This is a genomic window from Halorubrum alkaliphilum (assembly GCF_017873815.1).
Lineage (GTDB): Archaea > Halobacteriota > Halobacteria > Halobacteriales > Haloferacaceae > Halorubrum > Halorubrum alkaliphilum.
Genome location: NZ_JAGGKQ010000007.1, coordinates 53569 through 77149 on the forward strand (window position 1 = coordinate 53569; position 23581 = coordinate 77149).

The window sequence follows — 23581 nt, forward strand, 5'->3', positions numbered from 1 at the left end:
CATCTGGGCCCGGAGACCGTTTGATTCTAACGGAAGATCGGGATGGATCGCACCGCGTTCACAGTCGATCCGTGATGTCGAACTCCCCGTCGCCTTCGCCATTCGTGTCGTCGGTGTCGTCATCGTCGTTCCCGGCCTCGCCGCCGTTTTCGGTCTCTTCACCGCCGTTCTCGGCGTCGTCGCCGCCGGATTCGTCGATTCCCGCGGCGAGCCCCTCGCCGAGACCGTAGGTGTCACGGACGGTCCGCGCGAGCACGCCGTCGCGCTCGAACACGACGTAGACCGCGACGAAGTCGTGCGCCGCCGGCCGCAACACGAACACCTCCCGGGGAGCGTCGTCCGCTCGCCGGTCGTTAACGCGTTCGATCAGCGGTTCGATCGGCAGCCGTCCCGTCTTCACCTCGTCGAACGTGTCGGTTCCGGGACCGTCGGCGAACAGATACAACGCGCCGTTCGGCTCGCCGTCGGTCGACTTCGTCGTGATCGACCCCATTGCCTCGCCGTCGGCACGTATTCCCTGCCACGCCTCAACGGCGGCTTCGAACATTCCTTCGACGTCGTCCGCGAACCGGAAGCGGCTCTCGCGAACGACGGACAGCTCCGTGACCCGTGCGCTTCCGTCGTCCCAAGCCAGCGTGGCGTCGACGACGGTGCCGGGGTCGAGGGCGTCGATCCGGTCGGCCAGATCGCCCTCGTACCCCTCCGCGGTCGCGTACAGGGGGTCGTACGCCTCGTCCGCATCCGGATCGGCCGGGTCGACGGGCGTTTCGGGCAGCTCTACCAACACGAACTCCGCGGACGGATCGGCGTCCCCGTCGGTCGGTCGGGGGCGTCGATCGTGGACGCGGAACCGGCCGCTCGTCGTCGGATCCATGTCCGCCCCTTGGTCGGCCATCGGATAAGCCGGCCGGATCCGTGTCGTTGTGCGGCCGGATCCGTGTCGTTATGGGAGTGGATCCCCAATCGATCGGTAAATGGGGATCCTCGAGGACAAGTCGAACGCGCGTCTGTTCTACAAGTACCTCTCGAAGGTGTACGACCAAGTCAACCGGTTCAACTGGAACGACGAGATGCGCTCGGAGGCGCTCTCCTGGCTGGAGTTCGGCGACGACGACCGGGTGCTCGACGTCGGGTGTGGAACCGGCTTCGGAACCGAGGGCCTGCTCGAACACGCCGACGACGTCCACGGACTCGACCAGAGCATCCACCAGATGGAGAAAGCGTTCGAGAAGTTCGGCAAGCGTGATCGCGTGAACTTCTACCGCGGGGACGCCGAGCGGCTCCCCTTCGTCGACGACACGTTCGACATCGTCTGGTCGTCGGGCTCGATCGAGTACTGGCCGGACCCCGTTCAGGGGCTCGCGGAGCTACGCCGCGTCGCGAAGCCCGGCGGCCAAGTGCTCGTCGTCGGTCCCGACTACCCGCACAACCGCGTGTTCCAGCGCATCGCCGACGCGATCATGCTGTTCTACGACGAGGAGGAGGCGGACCGGATGTTCGAGGAAGCCGGCTACGAGTCGTTCGAACACCACATCCAGCAGGCGACGCCCCGGAGCCCGCGAGCGATAACGACCGTCGCACGGGTCCCTGAGTCGTAGAACGGTTCGAGCCCCCCGCCGACCGCGAGGGGCCACGTTGGTGTTATAAGAACCGCCGAGAGCCCTCGTCGATCACCCCGGGTCAACGGTCGCCCGCATCGTCGCTATCGGCTGTTCCCGGACGGAAAGCCGTATCTCAACGACGTCACCGGCCCCCGGCGTCGGCTCGTTCGTCCCGGCGACCGCGAACGACGCGGATCCCCCGACGACCCATTCGTCGTCGCTCGCAGTGTTGAACGGTCCGTTCGGACCCGGACGGAACCCCGACGCGGAGAAGAACGGTACCGGGGGCTGTCGGGCCAGCGGCTCGTCGTTCACCGACACGTGGACGGTCAGATCGTCGACCGGAACCGGGTCGCCGCCCTCGTGTGTGAGCGTGAGCTGCGTACCCTCCGCCGAGAGCGAGAACGTCGCGGTCGGCGCGGGTTCGGCCGGCGCGTCGAGCGCGGCGGTCACCACTCCGCCGGCGAGGAGGACGGTGATGGCGACGAGGAGCACGCCCGCGAGGGGTGCGACGGCTCTGGACGCCGACCGAAACCGGGTCGCGAGTCGAGACCGGATCAACACGGAACGACTGGCCCGGTATCGGTTAAAAAGGGTCGTGTCGCGCCGTCCACGTCGGATCGTGATCAGGGATCCGGTAAGCGATGGCGGGAGTGAGTCTCTCAGATCGGTGGGGGCGGGATCGTGTTTAAAAAGACCGTGAGCGGCTGCGACGACCGTTTATAAATGAACAACTGGGTGGCGTCGCCGACGCGTAGCGCCGGCTGTAAGCGAGAGCTTCGCTCTCGCTGGAGTCAGGGGGATCTGAGGCGCGGTTGCTGTGCGGGCTGAGGCTTTGGAGGTGTCCACCGTCGATCCACAGTCGTCGACTTATAAACGAATCAGCTGGGATCTGGACGCATCCCGTACGCGATCGGTTACTTACAAAAAGCCGCCAGCAACACCGCTATTTCACTTATAAACACTCACTCCGCCGTATTGCGAGACGTACTCCCGGTCTCGCTCACGGAACGGTCCGCAACGGCCCACCGTTTCGGACCGCAGAACCGACGGTAACGGTCTGCTGGGGCCGATACCGCTCACGTTCCGCCGTCGGAACCGTCGATGTCGTCGGTACCGCCGGAGTCGTCGACATCGTCGGTGAGACGTGGGAGTTCGAGCGGTTGTATTCCGTCCACCACGGCGACCCGCGGTTCGTCGATCACCGTGATCCGGTACGCTCCAGTCGGGGAGAGCGTCCGAACGACGCCGTTCTCGTCGGTCGTGCCGATGGAATCGCTGTCCCCGCCGCCGACGCTCTTCGTCACCGTAACGCCGGACACCGGATCGCCGCTCTCGGCGTCGTTGACGGTCACCGTTACCGGTCCGCCGGAGTAGCTCCGGTTCACGGTGACGTCGAACCCGTCCTCGGTGAGCGAACCGGTTTCGGTGTCGGGGAACCCGTCGAGATCCATCCACTGGTGTTCCACGAACACCCGCTCGCTTCCGCCGCTGACGAACGCTCGAAGCGTTCCGAACTCGTGGGGGACGGTGATCCGCTGGACGGACCCGGCACCGAACGCGTCGGGCTCACGAAGCGCCGCCGTCTCGGGATAGCTCGCGCTCGCGATGTCGATCGCGGCTTCACTGGAGAGGGTTCCACCGCCCCGGTCCCACCGATCCCGCCGGAACGACTCCCGGACGTACTCTCCGTCCTCGATGGTGGCGAGGACGACGGCGTTTGGCCCCGACTCGACGCGGATCTCGGTGTCGTCCGCGTCCCCGCGGACGGTCCGGACCGCCCGGTCTCGAACCGGACCCTCGTACACTTGCAGTTGGACCTGTAACTCGTCGAGGCGGCTCGGCGCGCTGAAGCCTTCCGTCTCCTCGGACAGTTCGTCGAGGACGTCCAGCCGGGCGTCGAACTCCGTCGCGACCGCGGCGATACGGACGAGTTCGTCGAGCAGCTCCCGGTCGGTGAGGTCGCCACTCGCGTGCGCATCGATCGCGGCGGTCTGGCGGCTGTCGAGGCTCACCTCGTCCTGTTCGACCTCGTTGATGGCCGCGAGGATCCGGCGCTGGCGCTCCGCGTTCGTCTCGGCCGACTCGATCCGCTGGATCGTGGTCTCGGTCCGGATCGCGGCGTCGACCTCGCCGGCCGCGAGCCCGACTGCCGTACCGAAGTTCGCGTTACGGTGATGATCCCCGGTCGTCGGGTCGATGCCCGGTGGCGTTGATAACACGCGGAACGTACGGCTCTCCGGATCGACCGATGTCGTGTCGGTCGGCCCGTCGATGGCGTTCGCGGTCGTCGAAACGTAATCGCCGTTCACCGTTCCAGCATCGTCGGCACCCGTCGCAGCGGGCGAGACGCCGCCGGCGACGGGGGCGACGAAGAGGAGAACGGCGACGACGACGACGGGGAGGGCTCTCATCATCGACCGGTTTGCCGTCGAGAAGTAAAAAGCCACCTCAATGGGGTGGTGGGTCCCGCATCACAGGAGTCGATACCGGCCGCGGGACTCCGATACGTCTCCGTTCCGGACGAGTTTCTCCAGGAGGTTGCGGGCGGCGTCCTCCGTAACGCCGTTCTCGGTCGCGTGCGCGACTATTTTGGACTCCGTCGGCACGTCCACCTTCCGGACGGCCTCACGGACCGTCTCCTTGCGAGTTCGTGAGGACCCACCGTCCGACCCGCTTCCGGCTTCGAACACCGCGTCCGCGTCGAGTCCAGACTCCTCGAGGTATTCTCTGTCGTCGATCCCCGCCTCCTCTACCGCTCGCTCGAGTTCGGCCACGTGGTCGACGGCAGCAAACGCCTCGCTATCGCCGCGCTTCTTCGCGAGCAGCGCCGAGCGCGCCTCGCGAGCCGCCGCGCGGTCGTCGGACTCGAAGAGCCGCTTGAGCTTCGCCGTCCGATGCGTCTTCCCACATCGTGAACAGCGAGCGGAGTCGTTCGTCCGAGGATCGCGGAGGAGCCACAGGTTGCCACACTCGTTACAGCCGACGACCGCGTACATACCCGCGGGTTCGGACGGCCGTATGTTGAACTCTCGGGTTCGGACGCCCCGTGTCGGCCCTCGATCGGAACTGGCGGTTGACCTCGATCAGCCCCGTGCGTCGTCACCGTCACTCGATCCGTCGTCTCCGCCGTGTGGTCCGTCACGGGCCGGGCTCGAACCGCTTCCGCCCTCCCGCGAGTCGTCGGTCTCCTCGTGGTCGGGGAACGAGATCAGGTTCTCTCGGCCGAGACGGAGTTTCTCGACGCGATCCTCGTCCGACATCGTCGAGAGCAGTTGAGACACCTTCGCGTCCGACCAGCCCGTCTCGGAGACGATGTCGGCCTGTCGCATCCGTCCGCCGTTTCGGTCGAGAAGCCGTTCGACCCGCTCCTCGTCCGAGAGGAGCGAGAGGTCCGGCTCCGTCCCGGTCCCGTCCGCATCGTCGCCGCCGTCGGCATCAAGGCCCACACCGTTCGACTCGCGAGACGACGCTACGGCCCCTCCGGCCGCCTCGTCCGTCCGGTCAGCGGATTCCCCGTCGTCCGTTCCGGTCTCGAATCGGCGATATCCGACGAGTCCCCCGGCGATGAGCAGGGCAGCGAGCACGATCGCGCCCGTGATGAGGGTCCACGGCGGCGTCGACGACGTCGGGGAGTAGACGACTACGACTCGGTCGTCATCCTCGAACACCCGCGGCCCCTCGATTATCACCGCGTTGTCCTGAAGCGGAACGTCCGTGTCGATAACCGAGTAGCCCTCGGGCGTCATGACCGTGATGGTCTGGCTCCCCTCCAGCGACTGGAGCCACGTTCCGTCGTCGGGAGTCGTGAAGGCATCACCTAATTCGAGGTTCTCGCCGTCCTGTGCGAGGAACCCGGTCCAGACGAACGTGAGTCGGAGTTCGCCGATCGCGACCGGCGGCTCTCCGTCGGTCGCGTCGGCATCGTCGTCGCGTGCGCTTTCGAGATCCATCTCGTCCGGATCCTCGATGACGACGACCTCGCGGTCGACGCCGGTTATGCCCATTTCACGGTCCACGTTCGCGCTCGCATCGGCCGCGAACCGCTCGAACAGCGCCGGATCGGGTCCGATATCGCCGTTCAAGAACCGGTCTCCGACGCTCTCGAACGGTTCCGTCCGGTTCTCGTCGTCGAACTCGTACCTGACGGCGATCTCCCACCGTGCGTCGCGGTTGGGTTGTAGATCTATCCGGACCCGCGTCTCGGAGTCCGGATCGAAGGTCTCGATCTGTGACGGCGGGTCGGCTTGTGGAACCGGATCGACGGCGGTCGAACCGGTCGCGTGGACGGGTTGCGGTTCGAGCGTCGAGGACGACGTCACGTACTGGTCCGCTTCCGGGGTGGAGGGGGCGTCTCCGCTGACGACGATTCCCGCGCCGGCGACGAGGGCGACGACGAGAAACGCGACGAGGAGGGTACGGATCGCGGGGTTCCGCATACAATGTCGGTGAACTCGGGCCCGGGCCAAAACGCTTTCCATGCCCGGTTTCGCCGACGATGAGGGCAGGCGTCCACGGATCGTAGCCGGCCGGCTCCATGTGCCGGGACGGCGGTGAGCATCCGCCGGAGAAAGCACTTATATACTCACGAGGATCCCCCGGTATGGACGCTCGAACAACCCTCCTGGCGCTCGCCGCCGCGGTCCTTCTCGCGGGTGCGGTCGGGCTCGTCGCGGCACCGGACGCGCTCGACGACCCCCGCGACACGACCGGTCCACCCGGAGACGTTGACCTCGTCGACGTCGTCGTCGAACCCGGAGATGTCCGCGGTGACACCGCGACGCTCGATCTCCTCGCCGATCTCGAACACGACGGATCGACCGTGGAGAACGTCACCGTCCGCCACCGCGCCATCGGGTCCGACTCCGGCTTGCTCGTCGACGAAACAGTCGTCGAGGTCGGCGACGTCGACCGCGGCGGCGAGATGACGATGAACGGAAGCGTCGATGTCGACCGCGACGGCGGCTATCACCTCGAAACCGTCATCTACGCCGATGGAGAGCGTCAAACGGAGCGGACGACGCGCATCGCCGGCGTGTCGGCGCTTACGCCCACGTACGCGGATTCGAACGTCGGCTTCTCCGACGGTAGCGTCTGGCCGACCATCGCAGTCTCCGTCTCGGAGGCCGGCGAGACGGAGGCGACGCTCTCGATATCGACGGCAGTAACGAACCGTGGTGACGATCTCTCCGACGGTCTCGATCTCCGAGTATTGCTCCGACAGGCCGACTCCAACGTGGTCGCCGACGAGGCGACCGAGACCGTCGGATCGGTGCGTCCCGGCCGCACCGAGACGGTGACCACGACCGTCGAGGTGCCTGACGAATACAACTACTACGTGGACGCGGCGCTGTTCGACGACGATGTCCTGATAGACGAGACGCAGGACGTCGCCAACCTCGACCCACAGGAGACCATCGACGCGAACGAGACCGTCGAGGACGTCGGCTTCGCAGTCGAGGACTTCACGCAGGACGAGGTGGCGGACGACCTCGACGACGCGCCCGTCCGCGACGTCGACGAGGACGACGCCACAGTCGACGACGATACCCCCGGATTCGGCGTCGTCGTCGCCGTGGCCGCGCTTCTCGTCGCGACGGTCGTCGCACGGAGGTATCGATGAGCGGGACCCCGCAACCGTCGGCGACCGGAGAACCGAACGAATCGACCGCTGCTATGGAGTCGAACCGACCGACCACCGACGCGACGGAAACGATCCATACCCCATGAGCGACACCACGAGTACGGAACCGACCACGGACGACGGCCAAACCGAGACGGGATCGAGCGAGGAGACGACCGGCGGGAGTCGAGTCGGATTCACGCGGCTGGATTCCGAGGACCTCCGCGGGATCCTCGACCGACTGGCGCTCGCCGCGCTGGCGCTGCTCGCGCTCATTGCGGCGTGGAGCTTCTACGGCCACGCGGGCACCGCGATCCGGACGTGGCTCGATCCGGCCTACCAGCCGATCGCCTTGGCGGCATTCAACCTGATCGTCGCGTTCCTCGCGCTCGCCGGCGTCGCCCACCAGCTATACCGGATACGGGGCAGCGACGACGGTACGCACGGGGACGGTAGCGGGACTGATGACGATAGCGAGCCACGGGCGGGGTAAGCGTCGGTCATGACGTAGCCGGACGGGTGACCGTCGGTTCGTTCCCGGGGTCACTCGTCGGGGAGGTCCTCGGTGCGTCCCGGAATCCGCTCGACCTGGCCGGCGAGCGTCGCGGCGTCTCCGGCGACGGTCGAGGCCTCGACGCCGGCCTCGTCGGCGACCACCCGGACGTGGGCTGCCAGCAGCGCGAGCGCACGCAACCCCTCACTTTCCCCGTCGCCGTCCGTTCGTTGGGCGAACGTGGTGTCGACCTCGCCGTCGCGGACGACGCCGACGTGGACCGCCTCGATCCCCTCCGCGTCGAGGAGGTCGCGGGCACGTTCGAGTTCCGTTGCGAACGTCTCGTCGTCTTCGGAATCGTGCTCGTCAGCCGCTCCGTCGGACCCGTGCTCGTCGCTCATACGTATCCTCGGTGCGAGAGCCTGAAAAGCGCGGCGTTGCGGCGAGCGTCGGAAGCCGGGAGAGAAGGGCGGGAGGAGGGAGTTATTCGGGGCGGGGGCGGGCGATGAACAGGGCCTCCTCGAGCGTGAACGGGTCGTACGTCGACTGGTGGCAGACGCAGTAGGCACCGTCCTCGGCGCTGTACCGTGCCGACTCCTCCAGCTCCTTGTAGCCGGGAATACAGCAGAAGTGCGTACAGACGTTGAGATACGCCATAAATCCCTGATCGGTCGAGGCCGCCAGCCACTCGTCGTCCTCGGCCGCCTCCTCGATCCGTTCGGAGCGGATCACGACCGCGTTGAGATCGGCGTCGGCATCCTCGGAGCGCCACGTCGCCGACGCCGGCTTTCCGACCCCGTCGTTGCCGACGTTGTTCCCCCAGGAGTCGTAGTCCTCGAAGTCGTCGATGTGGATCCTATCGCCCGCGTCGTACGTCTCGTCCTGCCAGTCGTACGTGCCCGGATTCGCTCGGAAGATGTTGTCCGACTCGAAGTTCGGGCGGACGTTCTCTTGGGACTCGATGCCGCAGTACTGGAACCACTCGCCGGCGTACGTCCGGCCGCCGAGCTCCTCCCGTGCCACCTCGATCTCGAACCCCTCGTCCTCGATGGTCTGGACCTCGGGCCAGATGCCCTGTATGAAGCCGTCGTCGTCGACCCGAACCGGGATCTGCGGGAGACCGCGGGGCGCCGGACCGCCGGTGTGCTCGATCGTCATTGCGACGGTCTGTCCGCCGCCGACGCCGCCGGCCGTCGTCAGGCTGTTCACCGTCGCGGATCCCATCGCACCGACCCCTGCGAGGGTCGCACCACCGACGACGCCCTTCACGAAGCGTCGCCGTCCGGACTCGGCCGGATACTTGTCGGACATGCTCATAGTAACAGTCGGGTGGGGCCAGTAAAAAGGGTGACGAACCATGGGACATCACGGAATACGGCGATGCCGATCCACCGCCAAGCCGAGGACTCCATCCGTACTCCTGGCCGCGAACGTCGACTCCGACGTAGCGGTCCGTGGCGCTATCGAGGTACACGACGCGCACGGCTTCGTTTCGAAAAGTTACTCGCCACCGAGGCAAGGATTCGTCCGGACGGCGGTTTTAACCGGTCACGGACGTACCGTGAATGGTATGGAGTTGCACGATCGGGCCGTACGAACCGATGTCCGTGAACTCGGTGCGCTGCTCGGGGACGTACTCGCCGCACAGACCTCTACTGAAGCCTTCCAGACGGTCGAGGATCTCCGGAACGCGGCGATAGACTACCGGCGGGGAGACGCGGCGGATCGGAGTCCCCTGCACGCGTCGGTCGACGACCTCTCGACCACTCGAGAGGGGATAGTCGCCCGGGCGTTCACGACGTATTTCGAACTCATCAACCTCGCGGAGGAGCGCGAGCGGGTTCGGGCAGTCCGGAACACGGACGCTGACGGTGCGCTACACGATTCCTTCGAGGCGACGATCGAGGAGTTCGCGGACGCCGGCGTCGACGCCGACGAACTCGAATCCCTCCTCGACGATGTGCTCATCGAGCCGACGTTCACCGCGCACCCGACGGAGGCCCGCCGCGCAACCGTGAAATCGAAGCTGCGATCCATCGCGAACCACCTCGAGGAGTTGGACGAACACCGACTCTCCGAACGCGAGCAGAACGCGGTCTGGCGCGACGTGACCGCGGAAGTGACGAGCCTCTGGGGTACTCGACAGGTCCGACAGCGCCGGCCGGAGCCGGAAGACGAGGCGCGAAACGTCCGGTGGTATCTCGAGAATACGCTGTTCGACGTCGTCGGCGACGCCTACGAGGAGTTCGAGAGAACGATCTCCGAGGAGTACGAGGACGTCGACTGTCCGAAGCTGTTCGAGTTCCGCTCGTGGGCCGGCTCCGACCGCGACGGCAACCCGTTCGTCACGCCGGAGGTCACCGACGAGACGCTGGCCGGACAGCGTTCGGTCGCGCTCGGGAAGTACCGAGAACAGTGTAAGCGTCTCTCGGCGGTGTTGAGCCAGGACGGCGAGCGATACGCGGTCAGCGATGCCTTCGCCGAGTCGCTCGCGGCCGACGCCGAGCGCTTCCCGACGGTCGTCCAGGAAGCGCGCGAGCGGTACCCGGACGAACCGTACCGACAGAAGCTCAAGCTGATGCGCGAGCGACTCGATCGCGTCGACGACGTGCGTCCCGGCGGCTACCCCGACGGCGACGCGTTCCTCGAGGACCTCGACGTCATCGCGGAGTCGCTGTCGGCGGACCGGAACGAGGTCGTCCGGGAGTCGTTCATCGACCCGCTTCGTCGGCAGGTCGACACCTTCGGGTTCGTCCTCGCGTCGCTGGACCTCCGCGATCACCGCGAGAACCACACCGAGGCGGTCGCCGAGACCGTCGGCGTCGAGGGCGTCGACTACCGCTCGATGGACGAATCGGAGCGTGAGGAGTTCCTCACGGAGGCGATCCTTCAGAACGAGCCCGTGATCGAGGTCGAGGAGCCCGGTGACGTCTCCGAGACGGCCGAGCGCGTGCTCGACCGCTTCTGCGAGTTCTCGGAGTGGCAGGCGGAGTACGGCACGCAGGCCATCGACACCTACTGTATCTCGATGACCGAGGAGCCGAGCCACGTCCTCGAAGTGCTCTTCTTGGCCGATCAGGTGGGTGTCGTGTCCTTGCCCGATCACTGCGGCGTCGACGTCGTGCCGCTGTTGGAGACCGAGTCGGCGCTCAACGGGGCCGAACGGATCCTCGGGACGCTCTTCGAGAACGACGCGTACGGCGCGGCACTCGAGGCTCGCGGGGAAGTCCAGGAGGTCATGCTCGGCTACTCCGACTCCAACAAGGAGAACGGCTTCCTCGCGGCTAACTGGGACCTCTACAAGAACCAGCGCCGACTCGCGAGTTTCTGCCGCGAGGAGGAGGTCACGCTTCGACTGTTCCACGGACGCGGCGGGTCGATCTCCCGTGGCGGCGGTCCGATGAACGAAGCGCTGCTCGCCCTCCCCAACGAGACGGTCACCGGTCAGGTGAAATTCACCGAGCAGGGCGAGGCGATAGCGGAGAAGTACGCCAACCGTCGGATCGCCGAGCGCGAACTCGAACAGATGCTCGACGCACAGATCCACGCCCGTCGTGAGGCGAAGGAGGAACCCAACGAGGAGGTTCCGGAGGCGTGGGTCGACGCGATGGAGACAATGGCTCCAGCCGCACGGACGACCTATCGTGATCTGCTGAACAGCGACGGGTTCGTCTCCTACTTCGGGCAGGCGACGCCAATCTCGGTCGTCGAGGACCTCAACCTCGGCTCCCGGCCCGCCTCGCGTTCCGGCGAGCGAACCGTAGAGGACCTCCGTGCCATCCCGTGGGTGTTCTCCTGGACGCAGACCCGGCTCATCCTCCCCGGATGGTACGCACTGGCCTCCGGGATCGACGCGTATCTCGATTCGGTCGGCGAGGAGGACGGACTGGAGACGCTTCGCGAGATGTACGAGGAGTGGCCGTTCTTCCGGACGACCCTCGATAACGCTGGACTCGCGCTCGCGAGAACCGAACCGGAGATCGCGGCGGAGTACGCGGATCTGGCGGACGACGAGCTCCGGGAGCGGTTCTTCCCCGAACTCGTCGGCGAGTACGAGCGCGGCCGCGAACTCGTTCTCGCGATCAGCGGACGTGACCAGCTCATTCGTCGCGAATGGCTCTCCGAGAGCCTCGATCGTCGGAATCCGTACGTCGACCCGCTCAACCTGCTACAGGCCGATCTCCTCGGGCGGACCCACCGAACAGACGAGGAGGAACGGACCCTCCGGCTCACTGTCAACGGGATCGCGGCCGGAATGAAGAACACCGGATAACACGCGTATTGACCCGGCTGTAGGGGTTCACACCACGAGACAAAAAACCGGCTCTCCTTGTCCCGCGTTCGTGATCCGTCTTCGATCCTTGCGCAGTCGTTCCTCAGCTCCGGTCGTTCGCTGCCCACGATCGTTCCGCTCTCGTCTTGCTCTCCCAGCCCTTCCGGTGAGCTCAGACGCCCGTCTTCACCTCGACATCGGCTCGGACGCGTCGACTCCGAGCACACCGACCGAGCATCCCGACTCCCAACACGCCCGTCCAACACGTGACTGCGCGTTCGGATCTCGAATCAATATTTGATATCGCGTTATACTATTTATATTGTTGTCGTATCCGTCTAGAGCCGCGGAGAGTATGCGCTTGACTATCCGAGGATCACTCGCAAACTGCGTTAGGTATCCCGCGAAGCCCGACGCTATGGGCGGTAAAATCGAGAAGTCCGAAAAAGCCGCTCTACGCGTAGCGTTCGAGTTCGGGGCGGTCGAGATCTTCGAGGACCTCGCTTGCGACCTCGGAGAGGAACGCCTCGCCCTCGTCGGAGACTCGGCGACCCTCACCGGCCGCCGTGGTCACGAGCCCATCCTCCTCAAGGGTCTGAAGCGACGCACGAATGAGCTTTCGGGAGCCACCGGCGTGCTCGCCGGGGCGGACGATGTAGCGGTTCGAGCCGCGCTTCTTCGAGCCGTACTCGGTCGCGAGCCGCTCGATGCCGATCGGCTCGTTCTGCGCGACCTTCCGGAGAAGGCTCGCCGACCGAACGTACCAGAAGTCGTCCTGTTCCGGGGGTAGCTCCTTGCCGGCACCGCTCTTCGCGAACTCCACCCAGTCGGGCTCGTCGATCCGGTCCTCGAGTCGTGCCGCGACCGCCTCGATCAGGGCGTCGGCGGGCACGTCGTAGATGGTCACCATTGAGTGAGAATTCACTCTAACGTCGTTTAAACCCATCGTCTTCGAGAAGCGTCGTGTGACGCGTTTTCACGGGGGAGCGGCACGCTCGCCACGAGTCGCAGTTACGCCACGTACTCGTACTTCCGCTCGTTCATCCGACCCCAACCGGTGAACACGAACTCCCCATCGGGAGCGGTGAACTCCTCAATCTCGCGATCGAGGTCCTTGTCGTACTCGTGTACGTCATGGACGTCCTCGTATTCGTCCCACGAGAGGTCATACCGTGCGTCGAGCTGTGCGTCGATATCGAGCGTCTCGATCTCCTCACGCCATCCTTCCTGAACCGTTTCGGCGTGTATCTCGGCCTGCGCGCCGGAACCGTATGAGGCGACGAGCAGCGTTTCGCCGACGAAGTCGCGGTCGCGGTCGAGAGCGTCCCGTAGCGCGCTGACACGGGCGATGTGGACGGACCCGGTGTACCAGTTGCCAACCTCCCGAGAGAGTTCGAGCGTCGGCTCCACGACGTCGTCGTACCACGCTCCGTACTGCTCGGTCGTTTTCAGCTCGTCCATGTACTCGCGGATCGCCTCCTCGTACGCCTCGCGGTCCGCGTACTCGTTCTCACGGGGCTGACGACCGATCTCGCCCGCCAAGTCGTCCTCGTACTCCGTGTCGCGGATGACGTGCCGGTACGCGAGTAGGGCCGCCTTCCGGACCATCCCCGGGAACGGAGTATGGTACGGAGCGTACGCGAAGTCGTCGAGGTGGATCTTCCCCGAGACCGACTCGTAGTCTTCGAGCGCCTCGCGCATCCGTGAAAGATACACCTGCATCGATCGCTTGCCGTCGACGCTGGGGAACTGCTGATTCGGCTTGAGAAAGTCCGTCTCGTCCATCGAGCCGTACCCCTGATGGGTCGACAGCTCGACGAGGTCAGGGTCTTCGTCGATAAGCATCGCGACCGCGCCCGCACCCTGCGTTGCCTCGCCGGGGTCACCGCGGGCGTACAGCGCCGTGTCCGTCGCGATCACGAGCGCGGCACGGTCGCGGTTGCGACCCGCCTGGATCCAGTTGTACGCGTCGTCGATCGCTTGGGTGCCCGCGACGCAGGCGAACTTACGCTCGCCCTTGTTAGCGTGGCGGAAGTCGCCGTCGTACACCTTCTCCAGACAGCCCGCGATGTACGTCGAAACCGGTTTCGAGTGGTCGAACGCGGACTCGGTGGCGACGTCGATCCGGCCGATGTCGGCCGGTTCGAGCCCCTTGCGGTCCATCAGGCGCTTCGCGGCGTTCGCGCCCATCGTGACGATGTCCTCGTACACGTCCGGGAACGAGGAGTTCTGGAGCCCGAGCCCCTTCGTGTACTTCTCCGGGTCGTCGCCCTTCTCCGGCGCGAACGTGCCGGGCAAGTCGAGCTTGAGCTTTCCGGTCCAGATCTCGACGGCGTCGATGCCGACTTCGGTCATAGGCGATTGTTCATGAGGTGGGCATATGGCTTTGTCGATGGTGGATTACGTCGATTGTTGTATCTTCTAAAGCCACCTACAGAAACCGGTTCTCGTACATTTGCCAGCACGAGAGCTAAAAGCGGCCTGTACTACACTGAGACCGCTGCAAAAGCGGAGCCGACTCAGCCACTATACACAATTTCCCGCGTTTCGACGACCTCGTTTCCGTTGTTGTCTGTCACGATCAGTCGTACGGTATACGTTTGATCGGGAGGATTTGCGGTCTGTTCGACCCGATCGGTTCCCGAAGCACTCCCACCGCCGACGTCGTTAAGAACTGTATCGACAACAGTACCGGTCTCATCTTGTAGTTCGATTTCGACTGTATCGAGGTCGTCGTCGTCATTTGTCACAACCCAATCGACATCAAACCGAGCTTGGTTACCGCTCTGGTCCGTCACGTCGAACGCATTGATCGCAGACGCTCCACCTCCGACGGTGGTGCTATCCTGATCCAGTTGCCGCTCTTCCGTGTCACTTTCATAGAGGGTGGCGACGATTTCATCGCCCTCAGAGAGTCCGCCGACGTCAGCCGAATCGACCGCCGTCGTCTCCCCATCAGTCGACTCAAACGAAACCGTTTGGCCACTTGCTGCGTTCTCGACAACGACCCATCCCGCTGCTAAACTCTGGAACTGATCGGTGGTCACATCGAAGTCGACGTCACCGGGTGCAATGTTTTCTTGGACGTTCACGCGCCCTATCGGCGCTTCCTCGATCGTCGTAACGAACTGTTTGGTCTGTCGCTCACCTGCGACCTTGTATCCGATAGTAACGCTGAACGTCTCACCAGCGACATCGACGACAGCCGCATCAAACAGATCAACTTTGTAGAACTCCGCTAGGGTAATCGTGGCCTGTTCTCCGGAATTCAGCGGGACTTCTACACCGGAAAAGTCCGTCTCGGCGTCGACATATTCCCCGGTGTCCGTGTCGTACGCTCGTTTTTCAGGGCCGCGCTGGAGATTCAGTTGGAGTCCGCTGTTCGGAATGAAAGCGTACTCCCGATCGGGAATTAAGAGAACGTTTTTATCACCGATGGCGTCGGTTTCGGACTGCACGTACAGTTCAGATCGACCCGGTCCAGAGCTATCCGCCTCATCGGACAACCCGTTGAGGGCCGGATCCTCTGGAAGGACCGTTACGTCGGTGATGCGGACTTGCTCATCGTGTTGATTCTCGACATCTAATTGAAACCCGCCTCGTTCGGTAGAGCCAGGACCATTGAACGCGACTGCCTCCTCCGGTGCGACGAGGAGCGATTGGGCACCACCACCTCCGCCAGGGGCACCAGCACCGACACTCTCGAACGAAATGGATTCCCACGTTTCGGTCCCGTCGTTGATCGCCATCTCAATATCCGAAACGTCGTCAACCTCGTAACTGACGCGACCCTCTTCATTGGTCTGCGCGGTCTCCTCGAACGAACCGTCGACCGAGATAGTGACTTGTGCGTTCCCAACAGGGTTGTTGTATCGGTCACGAACTTCCGCGACTGCGACCCCGTTCTCCGAAGAGACCTTGATGATGTACCCGTCCGATTCGTTGGTAGCGGTCGTCTCAGTTCCGAGTCCGACCTTGCCAAGCTCAAGGCGGTACGTTGCTGTACCGTTCAGTTCGACTCGAACCGTGCCGCTCGCGACGGTGACATCCTCGACATTCGCATCGTCTTCCGCAAGTCGGTCGCGCCACACCGACTCGAGATCCCCGGCTCGCTCAGTCGACACATCCGTCGGTAGCTCGAGGACGATCGGATCGCTTCCGGTCGAGTTCAGCGTCACCGAACGCCGGCTCTGCGAGAGCGCTTCCGGGTCCAGACTCGTCCGCTCGACGCCCGACTCGTCTACGCTTCCGTCCAGCGCGGTCAGCCGGATCCGGTTGTCGCCGTCCACCGCGGTCTGCCCGGTCCGGGAGAGGACCGTGTTCTCGAACTCGGCGACGACGAGCGAGTGCTCGTACACGAGGTCGGGACCGTCCCGGAACTCGTTGTATCCGGGCGAGTACCGCAGCGAGCTCGTGTTGAACGCGATCGCACCGTCCCTCGTAGTCCGGTTGTTCCAGTATGCGACGACGTTCCCTTCTCCCTCGACCGTGGCGTTCTCGACACGCAGCTCACGGGGGTCGGTCGTCGATAACTGGCCCGCGGCCGGCGGCGGGTTCAGCGCGAACGTCCGCTGTGGATACCGGGTTCCGAGTTTCAACGATGTCGAGCGGCCGGCACCGGTGCGGCTCGCGCTCAAGACCGCGTTTCGGAGGTCCAAAAACTCTCCTTCGACCTGCTGGCTGTGGTCAAACTCGATGTCGCTGTTCTCCTGTGGCACCACCTGCACCTGGTACAGCGACAGCGCCAAGATGAGGAAGCCGAACAGGATCACCGTCCCGACCACGACCGACTGACCTCGACGGTCGTGACTGAAGCTCATTGACGACGTTCGGTCGTCCGTGCTTATAAATTCCCGCGACCACGTCTCACGTCCGATAACCGGTTTCTGGCCCTCCTCGAGTTGGTCACTCGTTCGACGACCGCCGCGCCGTCACCGCCGCCGAGGCCGCGGCGACGACCCCGCCGAACCCGCCGAGTAGGACGGCCTGGGTCCAGTTGTATCCGAGAAGCGTTCCCGACAGGAGGGTGATCCCCACGAACGACACCACGACCGCGCCGAGCGTCGAGAGCAGCGACCCCCCGTCAGCGGAATCGTCGTCCATACGAAACCCACCGGCTACCAGTATATAAGTGAACACACTTGCTGAGCAAAATACATCGTATACTGCTATAGAGAATGTAGATGCCGAGCGTACCCCTCGCTCGCTACCGGGTCGTTTTTGCGCGCGGCGGTGCTCTTCGCGGACATGGCGAAACAGCCGCATCTGCTGATCGAGGAGGGCGACGTCCACGAGATCGCGATCGTCCCGGGCGATCCGGGGCGCGTCGACCGCATCGCGGACCTGTGTGACGACAGCGAGCTCGTCGCGGAGAACCGCGAGTACCGCGTCGTCAACGCGAGCTACGAGGGCGTCGACCTCACGATCTGTTCGACCGGTATCGGTTGCCCCTCCGCGGCCATCGCCGTCGAGGAGCTCTCGCGCGTCGGCGTCGAGACGTTCCTCCGGTGTGGCACCTGCGGCGCGCTCCAGGCGGACATGGAGGTCGGCGACATGGTCGTCGCGACGGGCGCGGCCAAGGAGGAGGGAACGAGCAAGCGCTACGAGTCGGCGAACTATCCCGCGGTGCCGGATTACGAGGCCCTCTCGGCGCTCGTCGACGGCGCGGAGGCGAACGACGAAGACGTCCACGTCGGGCCCATCGTCTCCGACGACGCCTTTTATAATGAGAGCGACAAGTACGTCGACGACTGGAACGACGCGAACCTCCTCGCGATCGAGATGGAGGCCGCGACCGTGTTCTCGCTGGCTCGCCGGAAGGGGCTCGCCGCGGGCGCGATCTGTACCGTCGACGGCAACCTCGTCGCGGGCTCACAGAAGGGTGCGGACTCCGACGGTGAACTCCCTGAAAAGGCGAAAAACAACGTCGAACGCGCCATTCGGATCACGCTGAACGCGGTCACGGCGCTGTAGTCGGACCACCGTCACCGATCGCAGTCGCTCGATGGTCGACAGCTCGTTAAAACTGTGTCGCGTCCGGCGTTCTCGCGTAGAGGAACCGGGCTCGATGGTCGTGGTGAGAGGATCTCCGGGCGACGGTCGCCGGAAGACGTAGTTAGTTACGGACGACGTTCGTCGCGCGGGGGCCTTTCGGCGACGACTCGATGTCGAACTCTAACTCCTGTCCCTCTTCGAGGTCCGGGCCGCCAACGTCTTCCATGTGGAAGAACACGTCATCGTCCTCGTCCAAGTCGCCGTCGTCCGTCGAAATGAAACCGTAGCCGCCAGTATCGTTGAAGAAATCAACCTTTCCGTTTGCCATTACAAACGAACGTAGGGTCGGTCCGGTGATAACCCTTCCGAGAGCCGTGGTATCACGGTGGATCCGACGAGCCGATGTTGACGAGCTCCGAGCGATCGTTTATACGGGATACCGCGGCGACTCTCTCCCGTGCGTTCCTCGTCCAGGCGATCCCGTCGGTCCGATCCGCCCGGTAGCACGGCCGACGATACCGCCGGTCCTCGCCGGATCGGGAGTGTCGTGTTTCCCGTCTTAGTCGTCGCAGTACTCACGACTCTTGCCCTCACTGCGGCGGTCGTCCCCGCTGGAACGGTCTCTCCCGCCACTCCGATCGCCGCGAGTTCGGACGCCGCCACTCCGATCGCCGCGAGTTCGGACACCGCGGGTTCGGACGTTCCACCGAACACGTTACACCCCGTGTTAACCGACTCGAACGCGTCCTCAACGGAAGATCCGGGGATCGTCGAGCTGTATCCGAACCCGGTCGCGGAAGGAAATCGTGGAGAGTACCTCGTCGTCAGGCTTCCCCCGTCCGGAAACTGGTCGCTCTCGGACGGCTACCACGAGGTCGAGGTCCCACCGGCAGCGAACGGAACCGTTGCGCTCTCGATGAAGCCGGAGCTCGCGGCGGCCCACCTCGAGGGGATCGATGTCCACGCTCTTGAGGGCCACTTCCCCCTCGCGGCTGCCGGCGACCGGATCGAGCTCCGTAACGACGACGAGGTCGTCGACGTCGTCGAGTACGGACGCGTTCGCGAGGGGCATCGCTGGCGTGCGGAATGGGGCGAGTGGCGACCGGACGGATACGAGCCCCGGTCGCCGAAACCCGTCTCGGATACGACGGTGACGCCGTTCGTCCTTCCTGACAGTCCGTCCGTGCCCGTCGATCCCCTCGAAACGGCGGAGGAGCGCGTCCTGCTCGCCGGCTACACGGTCGAGTCCGATCGAGTCGTCGACCGGCTGGTCGCCGCCCACGAGCGGGGCGTCGAGGTCCGGGTGTTGATCGAGGGAACCCCGGTGGGTGGGTTCCAGAAGGGGGGCGCAGACGCGGCCGATCGGCTCGACGAAGCGGGCATCGATGTCCGCGTCCTCGACGGCGACCCCGATCGGTTCCGATTCCATCACGCGAAGTACGCCGTCGCCGACGATCGTGCCCTCGTCCTCACGGAGAACTGGAAGCGTTCGGGGACGGGTGGCGGCTCGAACCGCGGCTGGGGAGTTCTCACCGACGACGACGCGATCGCAGCCGAGATCGCTACCCTCTTTTGGAACGACGCGACCGCCGAAGACACCCGAGACTGGGCGTCGTTTCGGGCGGACACGACGTTTCACGGACCGCCATCGGATCCTACCGACGGATCGGGCGGGAAGCGTGAGAGGCCGTATCCGTCCCGTTTCGAGCCGTCGTCTCCCGCACCCGCGGACGTGGAACTCCTCACTGCCCCCGGAAACGCCGCCGCCCGGATCGTGGCGCGGATCGACGCGGCGGACGACCGCGTGCTGGCCGTCGTCCCCCGGACCGGCGGCCCCGACGAGCGGATCGTCCGGGCGCTCCGCCGGGCCGCCGACCGCGGCGTCGACACGCATCTCCTGCTTTCCGGCGAGTGGTACGACCGCGAGGAGAACCGGGAACTGGCCGAAACGCTAGCCGACGAGCCGATCGATGTCGCCGTCGCCGACCCCCGTGGTCGGTACGGAAAGGTCCACGCCAAGGGACTCGTGATCGACGACACCGCGGTCGTGGGGAGTCTCAACTGGAACGAGCAGGCGGCGACGGAGAACCGCGAGGTGTTGCTCGCGGTCGAGAGTCCCGACGTAGCCGACTTCTACGCGCGAACGTACGCGGCCGACTGGCGCGGGGGCGGGGTCCACCTCCCCGTCGGACTCGTCGGCGGATTAGTCGCGTCGCTTGCGGGTGCGGGAGTCGTTGCGCGTCGGAGGGTGGCGTTCGCGTGACCGTGTCGGTGCTCGCGTGACCGTGTCGGTGCTCGCGTGATCGTACCGTGAGGTAGTGCTGCGAGACGGAGTCGTCCCCCGGTCGACTGCGAACGGAGTCTCGGTCGCCGACCGGGAACCGCGTCTCAGTCGTCGATCGCGATCGTCGAGGAGAGCGCCTCGTCGATCTCGGCGTCAGCCATCTTCCCAATGAGCGCCTCGATGACGGCCTCACGCCGACCTTTCACGAACTTGATCGAGCCGACGACGAGGTGGCCGCCGCCCGAGACGCCCGCCTCGGGGAGTTCCTCGTTCAGCTCCGTGACCATGTTCGGGATGTCGAGCCGAACGCCGTCGGAGCGGAGCACACAGAAGTCGGGCCCGTAACCGATCGTGATGACGGGATCGCCCGTCTCCGTCACGCGCGAGTCGTGAAGCTCCCCGGTGGTCGTCCCCGGTGCGGGATAGGTGAATCGGTGGGCGTACTCGTCGACGTCGATCCGGTAGAGGTGTGCGCCGGAGGCGAGTCGCTCGTGTTCGACGTGTTCGTCGAGGGCGTTCAGCTGGCGGTTCACGTCGCGCTCGGCGCGATCGGAGAGGAACTCTACGAGCTCGGAGTGGCGTTCGGGATCGTCGCAGCCGACGTTGAGCACGTCGTTGACGAGGGTCTTCCCCTCGGAGTAGCGCAGCCAGTGGGCGGCGTAATCGAGCGCCTCGCCGATGTCGCGGAGGTCGTCCACGTCGTAGCCGGCGTCCGCGGCCAGCGCGAGGTAGTCGTCCATCGCCTCCGCCTTCGAGCGGTCCGAGAGTCCCGCGACCGCGGGGACGTGTTCGAGCTCGTCGCCGATCGACGGGTCGATCAGTCGCGCGAGCTCGACGCACATCATTCCGGTCGTGATCCGGTAGTCCTCGCCGTGGAGGTACGGGTTGACGTGTGCGTCGAGCAGCGGAGCGACCGCCTCCGGATCCGGATGGTGGTGGTCGACGGCCGCGATCGGGATGTCGTAGTGGGTGAGGTTCTCGTAGGCGGGCACATCCTCCTCGGTCGAGCCGTTGTCGAGCATCAACAGGAGGGGCAGCTTCCGGCCGTGGCGGGCACGACCCTCCAACGCGAAGTTGAGGTCGCGCGTGACGTCCTCCATCTCGTAGTAGGGGGCCTTGCTCGGCAGTCGCTTGAACAGGTGCTGCGGAGCGTCGGGATCCTCGTAGACGTCGCGGATGAGCCGCTCCAACGCCAGCTGGACGGGGATCGCCGCACACATCCCGTCGCCGTCGGCGTGATGCCGGACGCGGAGCGGCCGGCCCGCGAGCACCGTCCGACGGAGGGTTCGGGCGAGTTCACGGAGGTCCTCGTGAATCGACTCGAACGACTCCCACTCCACGAGCGGTTCCACGTCCGCGGGCTCGGCGCGCTCGTCGAGCGCGGTCTCGAAGCGGTCCCGTGCCTCGTTTTCACGGTCGCCGTCGAGCGGCTTTAGCGAGTCGACCTCCAGTTGAATACCGCCCTCGCGGGTCTCGACGGTTCCGGCGACGTGGACCACGTCACCGACGCCGATCTCGGGGTACGCGCGGACGCCCGCCTCCTCGAAGGCGGCACACGAGAGGACGCCGGATCCGTCCGCGACGCCGAAGATCGTCGGACCGCCCGTCTGTTTCGCCTGGACGACCTCTCCCTCGACGGTGACCTCGTCGCCGGGAACGAGCCCGTGAACTCGCGAGACGGTCGGCTCGTGTTCGACGGTCTCGGTCGTGTAGGCCTCCGGCGACTCGTCGGCGAAGGCGATGTCACCGTTCTCCTTGATATCCGTGAGCCGGACGACCAGCCGGTCGCCGACCTCGTAGGATCCGTCGAGCGTCGACGAGTGGATGAGTCCGGAGACGGCGTCGGAGACGTCGACGAAGACGCCGTACTCGACGACGCCGTTGACTTCGGCGTGGTACAGCGCGTCGCTCTCGACGTCCTCGAGCGTACAGTCAGGCGCTAGGTCGTAGACGATCGCCTCGTCGGCGGTCCCCTTCGCCGTCGCGGCGTCGGGTTCGGGACTCGAATCGTCCCGCATGCCGGAATCCCCGGCGGTGTTCTCGCTCATACGGGTCGTTCGGGATCAGTAGGTGTTAAGCTTGTTATCTCCGCCTCCGCTGGGATCCTGCGGGATCAGGACCGTCTCCGAGTCCCTGCCACCGGTCCGGAACCCCTATGAGGCGACGACGAGTTACTTCTGGTATGCGACTGTTCCGGTCGGACGAGCTCCTCGGGATCGCCCGGGAGACCATGGAGTTCATCCTCGAAGCCAGCGAGGAGACCCATCCCAACGAGTACATGGGGTTTCTGCGGAGCGACGACGCCAGAAAGCTCGACATCGACCGGGAGGGACAGGTGATCACGGACGTGCTCGTCATCCCGGGCACGGAGTCGAACCCGGTGAGCGCCTCCGTCAGATCACACATGAAACCGAACGACATGCGCTCGGTCGGCTCCGTCCACTCGCACCCGAACGGAGCGCTTCGACCGAGCTCGGCCGACCTCGCCACGTTCGGCCAGGGCGAGGTACACATCATCGTCGGCGCGCCCTACGGGTGGGGCGACTGGAAGGCGTTCGACAACGAGGGGAACCAGACGACCCTCGACGTGCTCGACGTCGAGGTTCCGGACGAGCACTTCTTCCATTTCACGCAGGAGGACATCGACCGGGAGCTCGTCGAGGACGGCCACGACCGCGGCGTCATCGATCCCGACGACCACGCCCGGGAGGGTCGTGGCGGTCACGCTCGTGATGACGGCGGCAGCTGGGGCGACGAGGACGACGACTCCGGTGGCTTCCTCTCGTGGCTGCGGCGATGACTCGGGTCGTCGCGCAGGGGACGTTCGACCTCCTCCATCCGGGGCACGTCCACTACGTGGAGGACGCGGCGACGTACGGCGACGAGCTACACGCCATCGTCGCCCGGCCGTCCAACGTCACCCACAAGCCGAAACCGATCCTTGACGCCCGACAGCGACGGGACATGATCGCCGCGCTCGACGCCGTCGACGAGGCACACCTCGGCGACCCGGACGACGTGTTCGTCCCGATAACGCGGATCGACCCGGACGTCATCGTGTTGGGGTTCGACCAACACCACGACGAGGCGGAGATCGCGGCCGCCCTCGCCGACCGGGGCATCGACTGTCGAGTCGAGCGGGCGAGCGCGCGGGAGCCCCGATACGACGACGAACTGCTTTCGACCGGCGACATCGTCGATCGAGTGCTCTCGCGTCGGGAGTGACTCCGGGATCGGCACGGTAAACGGGATCGGCGGGCGAACCGGTCCGTGGCCGCGGAAGCGCGGGACATATATGGACAGATCCCTAAGC

20 protein-coding genes and 1 pseudogene are annotated in these 23581 nt (G+C 65.3%); 8 read left to right on the top strand and 13 right to left on the bottom strand.

Translation table 11 applies throughout. From position 1 onward, the window contains the following. Positions 1 to 58: 58 nt before the first annotated feature. Positions 59 to 874: a DUF6663 family protein gene (locus J2751_RS06675; protein WP_209484397.1), complete on the bottom strand. Its 816-nt coding sequence runs from the start codon at positions 872 to 874 to the stop codon at positions 59 to 61. Between the two features lie 100 nt (positions 875 to 974). Here J2751_RS06675 and J2751_RS06680 point away from each other — a divergent pair, with 100 nt between their 5' ends. Beyond that, positions 975 to 1598, top strand: coding sequence for a methyltransferase domain-containing protein (locus J2751_RS06680; RefSeq protein WP_209484399.1), 624 nt, complete (start codon positions 975 to 977; stop codon positions 1596 to 1598). 72 nt (positions 1599 to 1670) lie between these two features. Here J2751_RS06680 and J2751_RS06685 read toward each other — a convergent pair whose 3' ends face one another. The 4 genes from J2751_RS06685 to J2751_RS06700 form a co-directional block, all read right to left on the bottom strand. Beyond that, positions 1671 to 2165 (bottom strand): type IV pilin N-terminal domain-containing protein, encoded by a 495-nt coding sequence (locus J2751_RS06685; protein WP_321168621.1) that lies wholly within the window; start codon positions 2163 to 2165, stop codon positions 1671 to 1673. Positions 2166 to 2680: 515 nt separating this feature from the next. Next, the gene (locus tag J2751_RS06690) at positions 2681 to 4015 is read right to left on the bottom strand and encodes a DUF7096 domain-containing protein (protein WP_209484401.1); all 1335 of its coding nucleotides are present in this window, start codon (positions 4013 to 4015) and stop codon (positions 2681 to 2683) included. A gap of 60 nt (positions 4016 to 4075) precedes the next feature. After that, the gene (locus J2751_RS06695) at positions 4076 to 4600 is read right to left on the bottom strand and encodes a DUF5817 domain-containing protein (protein WP_209484403.1); all 525 of its coding nucleotides are present in this window, start codon (positions 4598 to 4600) and stop codon (positions 4076 to 4078) included. Positions 4601 to 4687: 87 nt separating this feature from the next. Beyond that, complete coding sequence (locus tag J2751_RS06700) at positions 4688 to 6040, bottom strand: helix-turn-helix transcriptional regulator (RefSeq protein WP_209484404.1); 1353 nt, start codon at positions 6038 to 6040, stop codon at positions 4688 to 4690. Between the two features lie 164 nt (positions 6041 to 6204). Here J2751_RS06700 and J2751_RS06705 point away from each other — a divergent pair, with 164 nt between their 5' ends. Together J2751_RS06705 and J2751_RS06710 are read left to right on the top strand one after the other, a co-directional pair. Then, positions 6205 to 7224 (top strand): DUF7490 domain-containing protein, encoded by a 1020-nt coding sequence (locus J2751_RS06705; protein WP_209484406.1) that lies wholly within the window; start codon positions 6205 to 6207, stop codon positions 7222 to 7224. 103 nt (positions 7225 to 7327) lie between these two features. Continuing rightward, positions 7328 to 7717, top strand: a complete 390-nt coding sequence (locus J2751_RS06710) for a hypothetical protein (RefSeq protein ID WP_321168622.1) — start codon at positions 7328 to 7330, stop codon at positions 7715 to 7717. A gap of 50 nt (positions 7718 to 7767) precedes the next feature. Here J2751_RS06710 and J2751_RS06715 read toward each other — a convergent pair whose 3' ends face one another. Next, positions 7768 to 8118, bottom strand: coding sequence for a hypothetical protein (locus tag J2751_RS06715; RefSeq protein WP_209484408.1), 351 nt, complete (start codon positions 8116 to 8118; stop codon positions 7768 to 7770). Positions 8119 to 8200: 82 nt separating this feature from the next. After that, a complete protein-coding gene (locus J2751_RS06720; protein ID WP_209484410.1) occupies positions 8201 to 9034 on the bottom strand; it encodes a ubiquinol-cytochrome c reductase iron-sulfur subunit in 834 nt (277 codons plus the stop codon). 253 nt (positions 9035 to 9287) lie between these two features. On the opposite strand from J2751_RS06720, the gene ppc reads away from it, so the two are divergent. Then, entirely contained in the window at positions 9288 to 11990 is a 2703-nt protein-coding gene (ppc, locus tag J2751_RS06725; protein WP_209484412.1) for a phosphoenolpyruvate carboxylase, read from the top strand. Between the two features lie 454 nt (positions 11991 to 12444). Here the strand turns inward: ppc and J2751_RS06730 are convergent, their stop codons facing one another. From J2751_RS06730 to J2751_RS06745, 4 genes are all read right to left on the bottom strand, one after another. Continuing rightward, complete coding sequence (locus J2751_RS06730) at positions 12445 to 12900, bottom strand: 30S ribosomal protein S19e (RefSeq protein WP_209484414.1); 456 nt, start codon at positions 12898 to 12900, stop codon at positions 12445 to 12447. 101 nt (positions 12901 to 13001) lie between these two features. After that, entirely contained in the window at positions 13002 to 14345 is a 1344-nt protein-coding gene (hmgB, locus tag J2751_RS06735; protein WP_209484415.1) for a hydroxymethylglutaryl-CoA synthase, read from the bottom strand. A 164-nt stretch (positions 14346 to 14509) separates the two neighbouring features. Next, positions 14510 to 16810 (bottom strand): Ig-like domain-containing protein, encoded by a 2301-nt coding sequence (locus J2751_RS06740; protein ID WP_209484418.1) that lies wholly within the window; start codon positions 16808 to 16810, stop codon positions 14510 to 14512. 85 nt (positions 16811 to 16895) lie between these two features. Continuing rightward, positions 16896 to 17093 (bottom strand): hypothetical protein, encoded by a 198-nt coding sequence (locus J2751_RS06745; protein ID WP_209484420.1) that lies wholly within the window; start codon positions 17091 to 17093, stop codon positions 16896 to 16898. 144 nt (positions 17094 to 17237) lie between these two features. Between J2751_RS06745 and J2751_RS06750 the strand changes: the two genes are divergently transcribed. Then, complete coding sequence (locus J2751_RS06750) at positions 17238 to 17963, top strand: nucleoside phosphorylase (protein ID WP_209484422.1); 726 nt, start codon at positions 17238 to 17240, stop codon at positions 17961 to 17963. Positions 17964 to 18105: 142 nt separating this feature from the next. Here J2751_RS06750 and J2751_RS06755 read toward each other — a convergent pair whose 3' ends face one another. After that, positions 18106 to 18312: a cold-shock protein gene (locus J2751_RS06755; protein ID WP_209484424.1), complete on the bottom strand. Its 207-nt coding sequence runs from the start codon at positions 18310 to 18312 to the stop codon at positions 18106 to 18108. A 309-nt stretch (positions 18313 to 18621) separates the two neighbouring features. On the opposite strand from J2751_RS06755, the gene J2751_RS06760 reads away from it, so the two are divergent. Next, on the top strand, positions 18622 to 20247 hold the full coding sequence (locus J2751_RS06760) for a phospholipase D-like domain-containing protein (RefSeq protein WP_394357373.1): 1626 nt from the start codon (positions 18622 to 18624) through the stop codon (positions 20245 to 20247). Between the two features lie 125 nt (positions 20248 to 20372). Here J2751_RS06760 and J2751_RS06765 read toward each other — a convergent pair whose 3' ends face one another. Beyond that, entirely contained in the window at positions 20373 to 22316 is a 1944-nt protein-coding gene (locus J2751_RS06765; RefSeq protein ID WP_209484426.1) for a DHH family phosphoesterase, read from the bottom strand. A gap of 134 nt (positions 22317 to 22450) precedes the next feature. Between J2751_RS06765 and J2751_RS06770 the strand changes: the two are divergent. Both J2751_RS06770 and J2751_RS06775 read left to right on the top strand, forming a co-directional pair. Then, positions 22451 to 22924, top strand: a pseudogene (locus tag J2751_RS06770) (Mov34/MPN/PAD-1 family protein); the annotation flags it as partial. Positions 22925 to 23064: 140 nt separating this feature from the next. Then, a complete protein-coding gene (locus J2751_RS06775) occupies positions 23065 to 23493 on the top strand; it encodes an adenylyltransferase/cytidyltransferase family protein (protein ID WP_209484428.1) in 429 nt (142 codons plus the stop codon). Positions 23494 to 23581 lie beyond the last annotated feature (88 nt).

Coding starts and splice junctions, on each gene's coding strand:
- J2751_RS06675 (WP_209484397.1), bottom strand. CDS start 874: ATGGATCCGACGACGAGCGGCCGGTTCCGCGTCCACGATCGACGCCCC.
- J2751_RS06680 (WP_209484399.1), top strand. CDS start 975: ATGGGGATCCTCGAGGACAAGTCGAACGCGCGTCTGTTCTACAAGTAC.
- J2751_RS06690 (WP_209484401.1), bottom strand. CDS start 4,015: ATGAGAGCCCTCCCCGTCGTCGTCGTCGCCGTTCTCCTCTTCGTCGCC.
- J2751_RS06695 (WP_209484403.1), bottom strand. CDS start 4,600: ATGTACGCGGTCGTCGGCTGTAACGAGTGTGGCAACCTGTGGCTCCTC.
- J2751_RS06700 (WP_209484404.1), bottom strand. CDS start 6,040: ATGCGGAACCCCGCGATCCGTACCCTCCTCGTCGCGTTTCTCGTCGTC.
- J2751_RS06705 (WP_209484406.1), top strand. CDS start 6,205: ATGGACGCTCGAACAACCCTCCTGGCGCTCGCCGCCGCGGTCCTTCTC.
- J2751_RS06710 (WP_321168622.1), top strand. CDS start 7,328: ATGAGCGACACCACGAGTACGGAACCGACCACGGACGACGGCCAAACC.
- J2751_RS06715 (WP_209484408.1), bottom strand. CDS start 8,118: ATGAGCGACGAGCACGGGTCCGACGGAGCGGCTGACGAGCACGATTCC.
- J2751_RS06720 (WP_209484410.1), bottom strand. CDS start 9,034: ATGAGCATGTCCGACAAGTATCCGGCCGAGTCCGGACGGCGACGCTTC.
- ppc (WP_209484412.1), top strand. CDS start 9,288: ATGGAGTTGCACGATCGGGCCGTACGAACCGATGTCCGTGAACTCGGT.
- J2751_RS06730 (WP_209484414.1), bottom strand. CDS start 12,900: ATGGTGACCATCTACGACGTGCCCGCCGACGCCCTGATCGAGGCGGTC.
- hmgB (WP_209484415.1), bottom strand. CDS start 14,345: ATGACCGAAGTCGGCATCGACGCCGTCGAGATCTGGACCGGAAAGCTC.
- J2751_RS06740 (WP_209484418.1), bottom strand. CDS start 16,810: ATGAGCTTCAGTCACGACCGTCGAGGTCAGTCGGTCGTGGTCGGGACG.
- J2751_RS06745 (WP_209484420.1), bottom strand. CDS start 17,093: ATGGACGACGATTCCGCTGACGGGGGGTCGCTGCTCTCGACGCTCGGC.
- J2751_RS06750 (WP_209484422.1), top strand. CDS start 17,238: ATGGCGAAACAGCCGCATCTGCTGATCGAGGAGGGCGACGTCCACGAG.
- J2751_RS06755 (WP_209484424.1), bottom strand. CDS start 18,312: ATGGCAAACGGAAAGGTTGATTTCTTCAACGATACTGGCGGCTACGGT.
- J2751_RS06765 (WP_209484426.1), bottom strand. CDS start 22,316: ATGAGCGAGAACACCGCCGGGGATTCCGGCATGCGGGACGATTCGAGT.
- J2751_RS06775 (WP_209484428.1), top strand. CDS start 23,065: ATGACTCGGGTCGTCGCGCAGGGGACGTTCGACCTCCTCCATCCGGGG.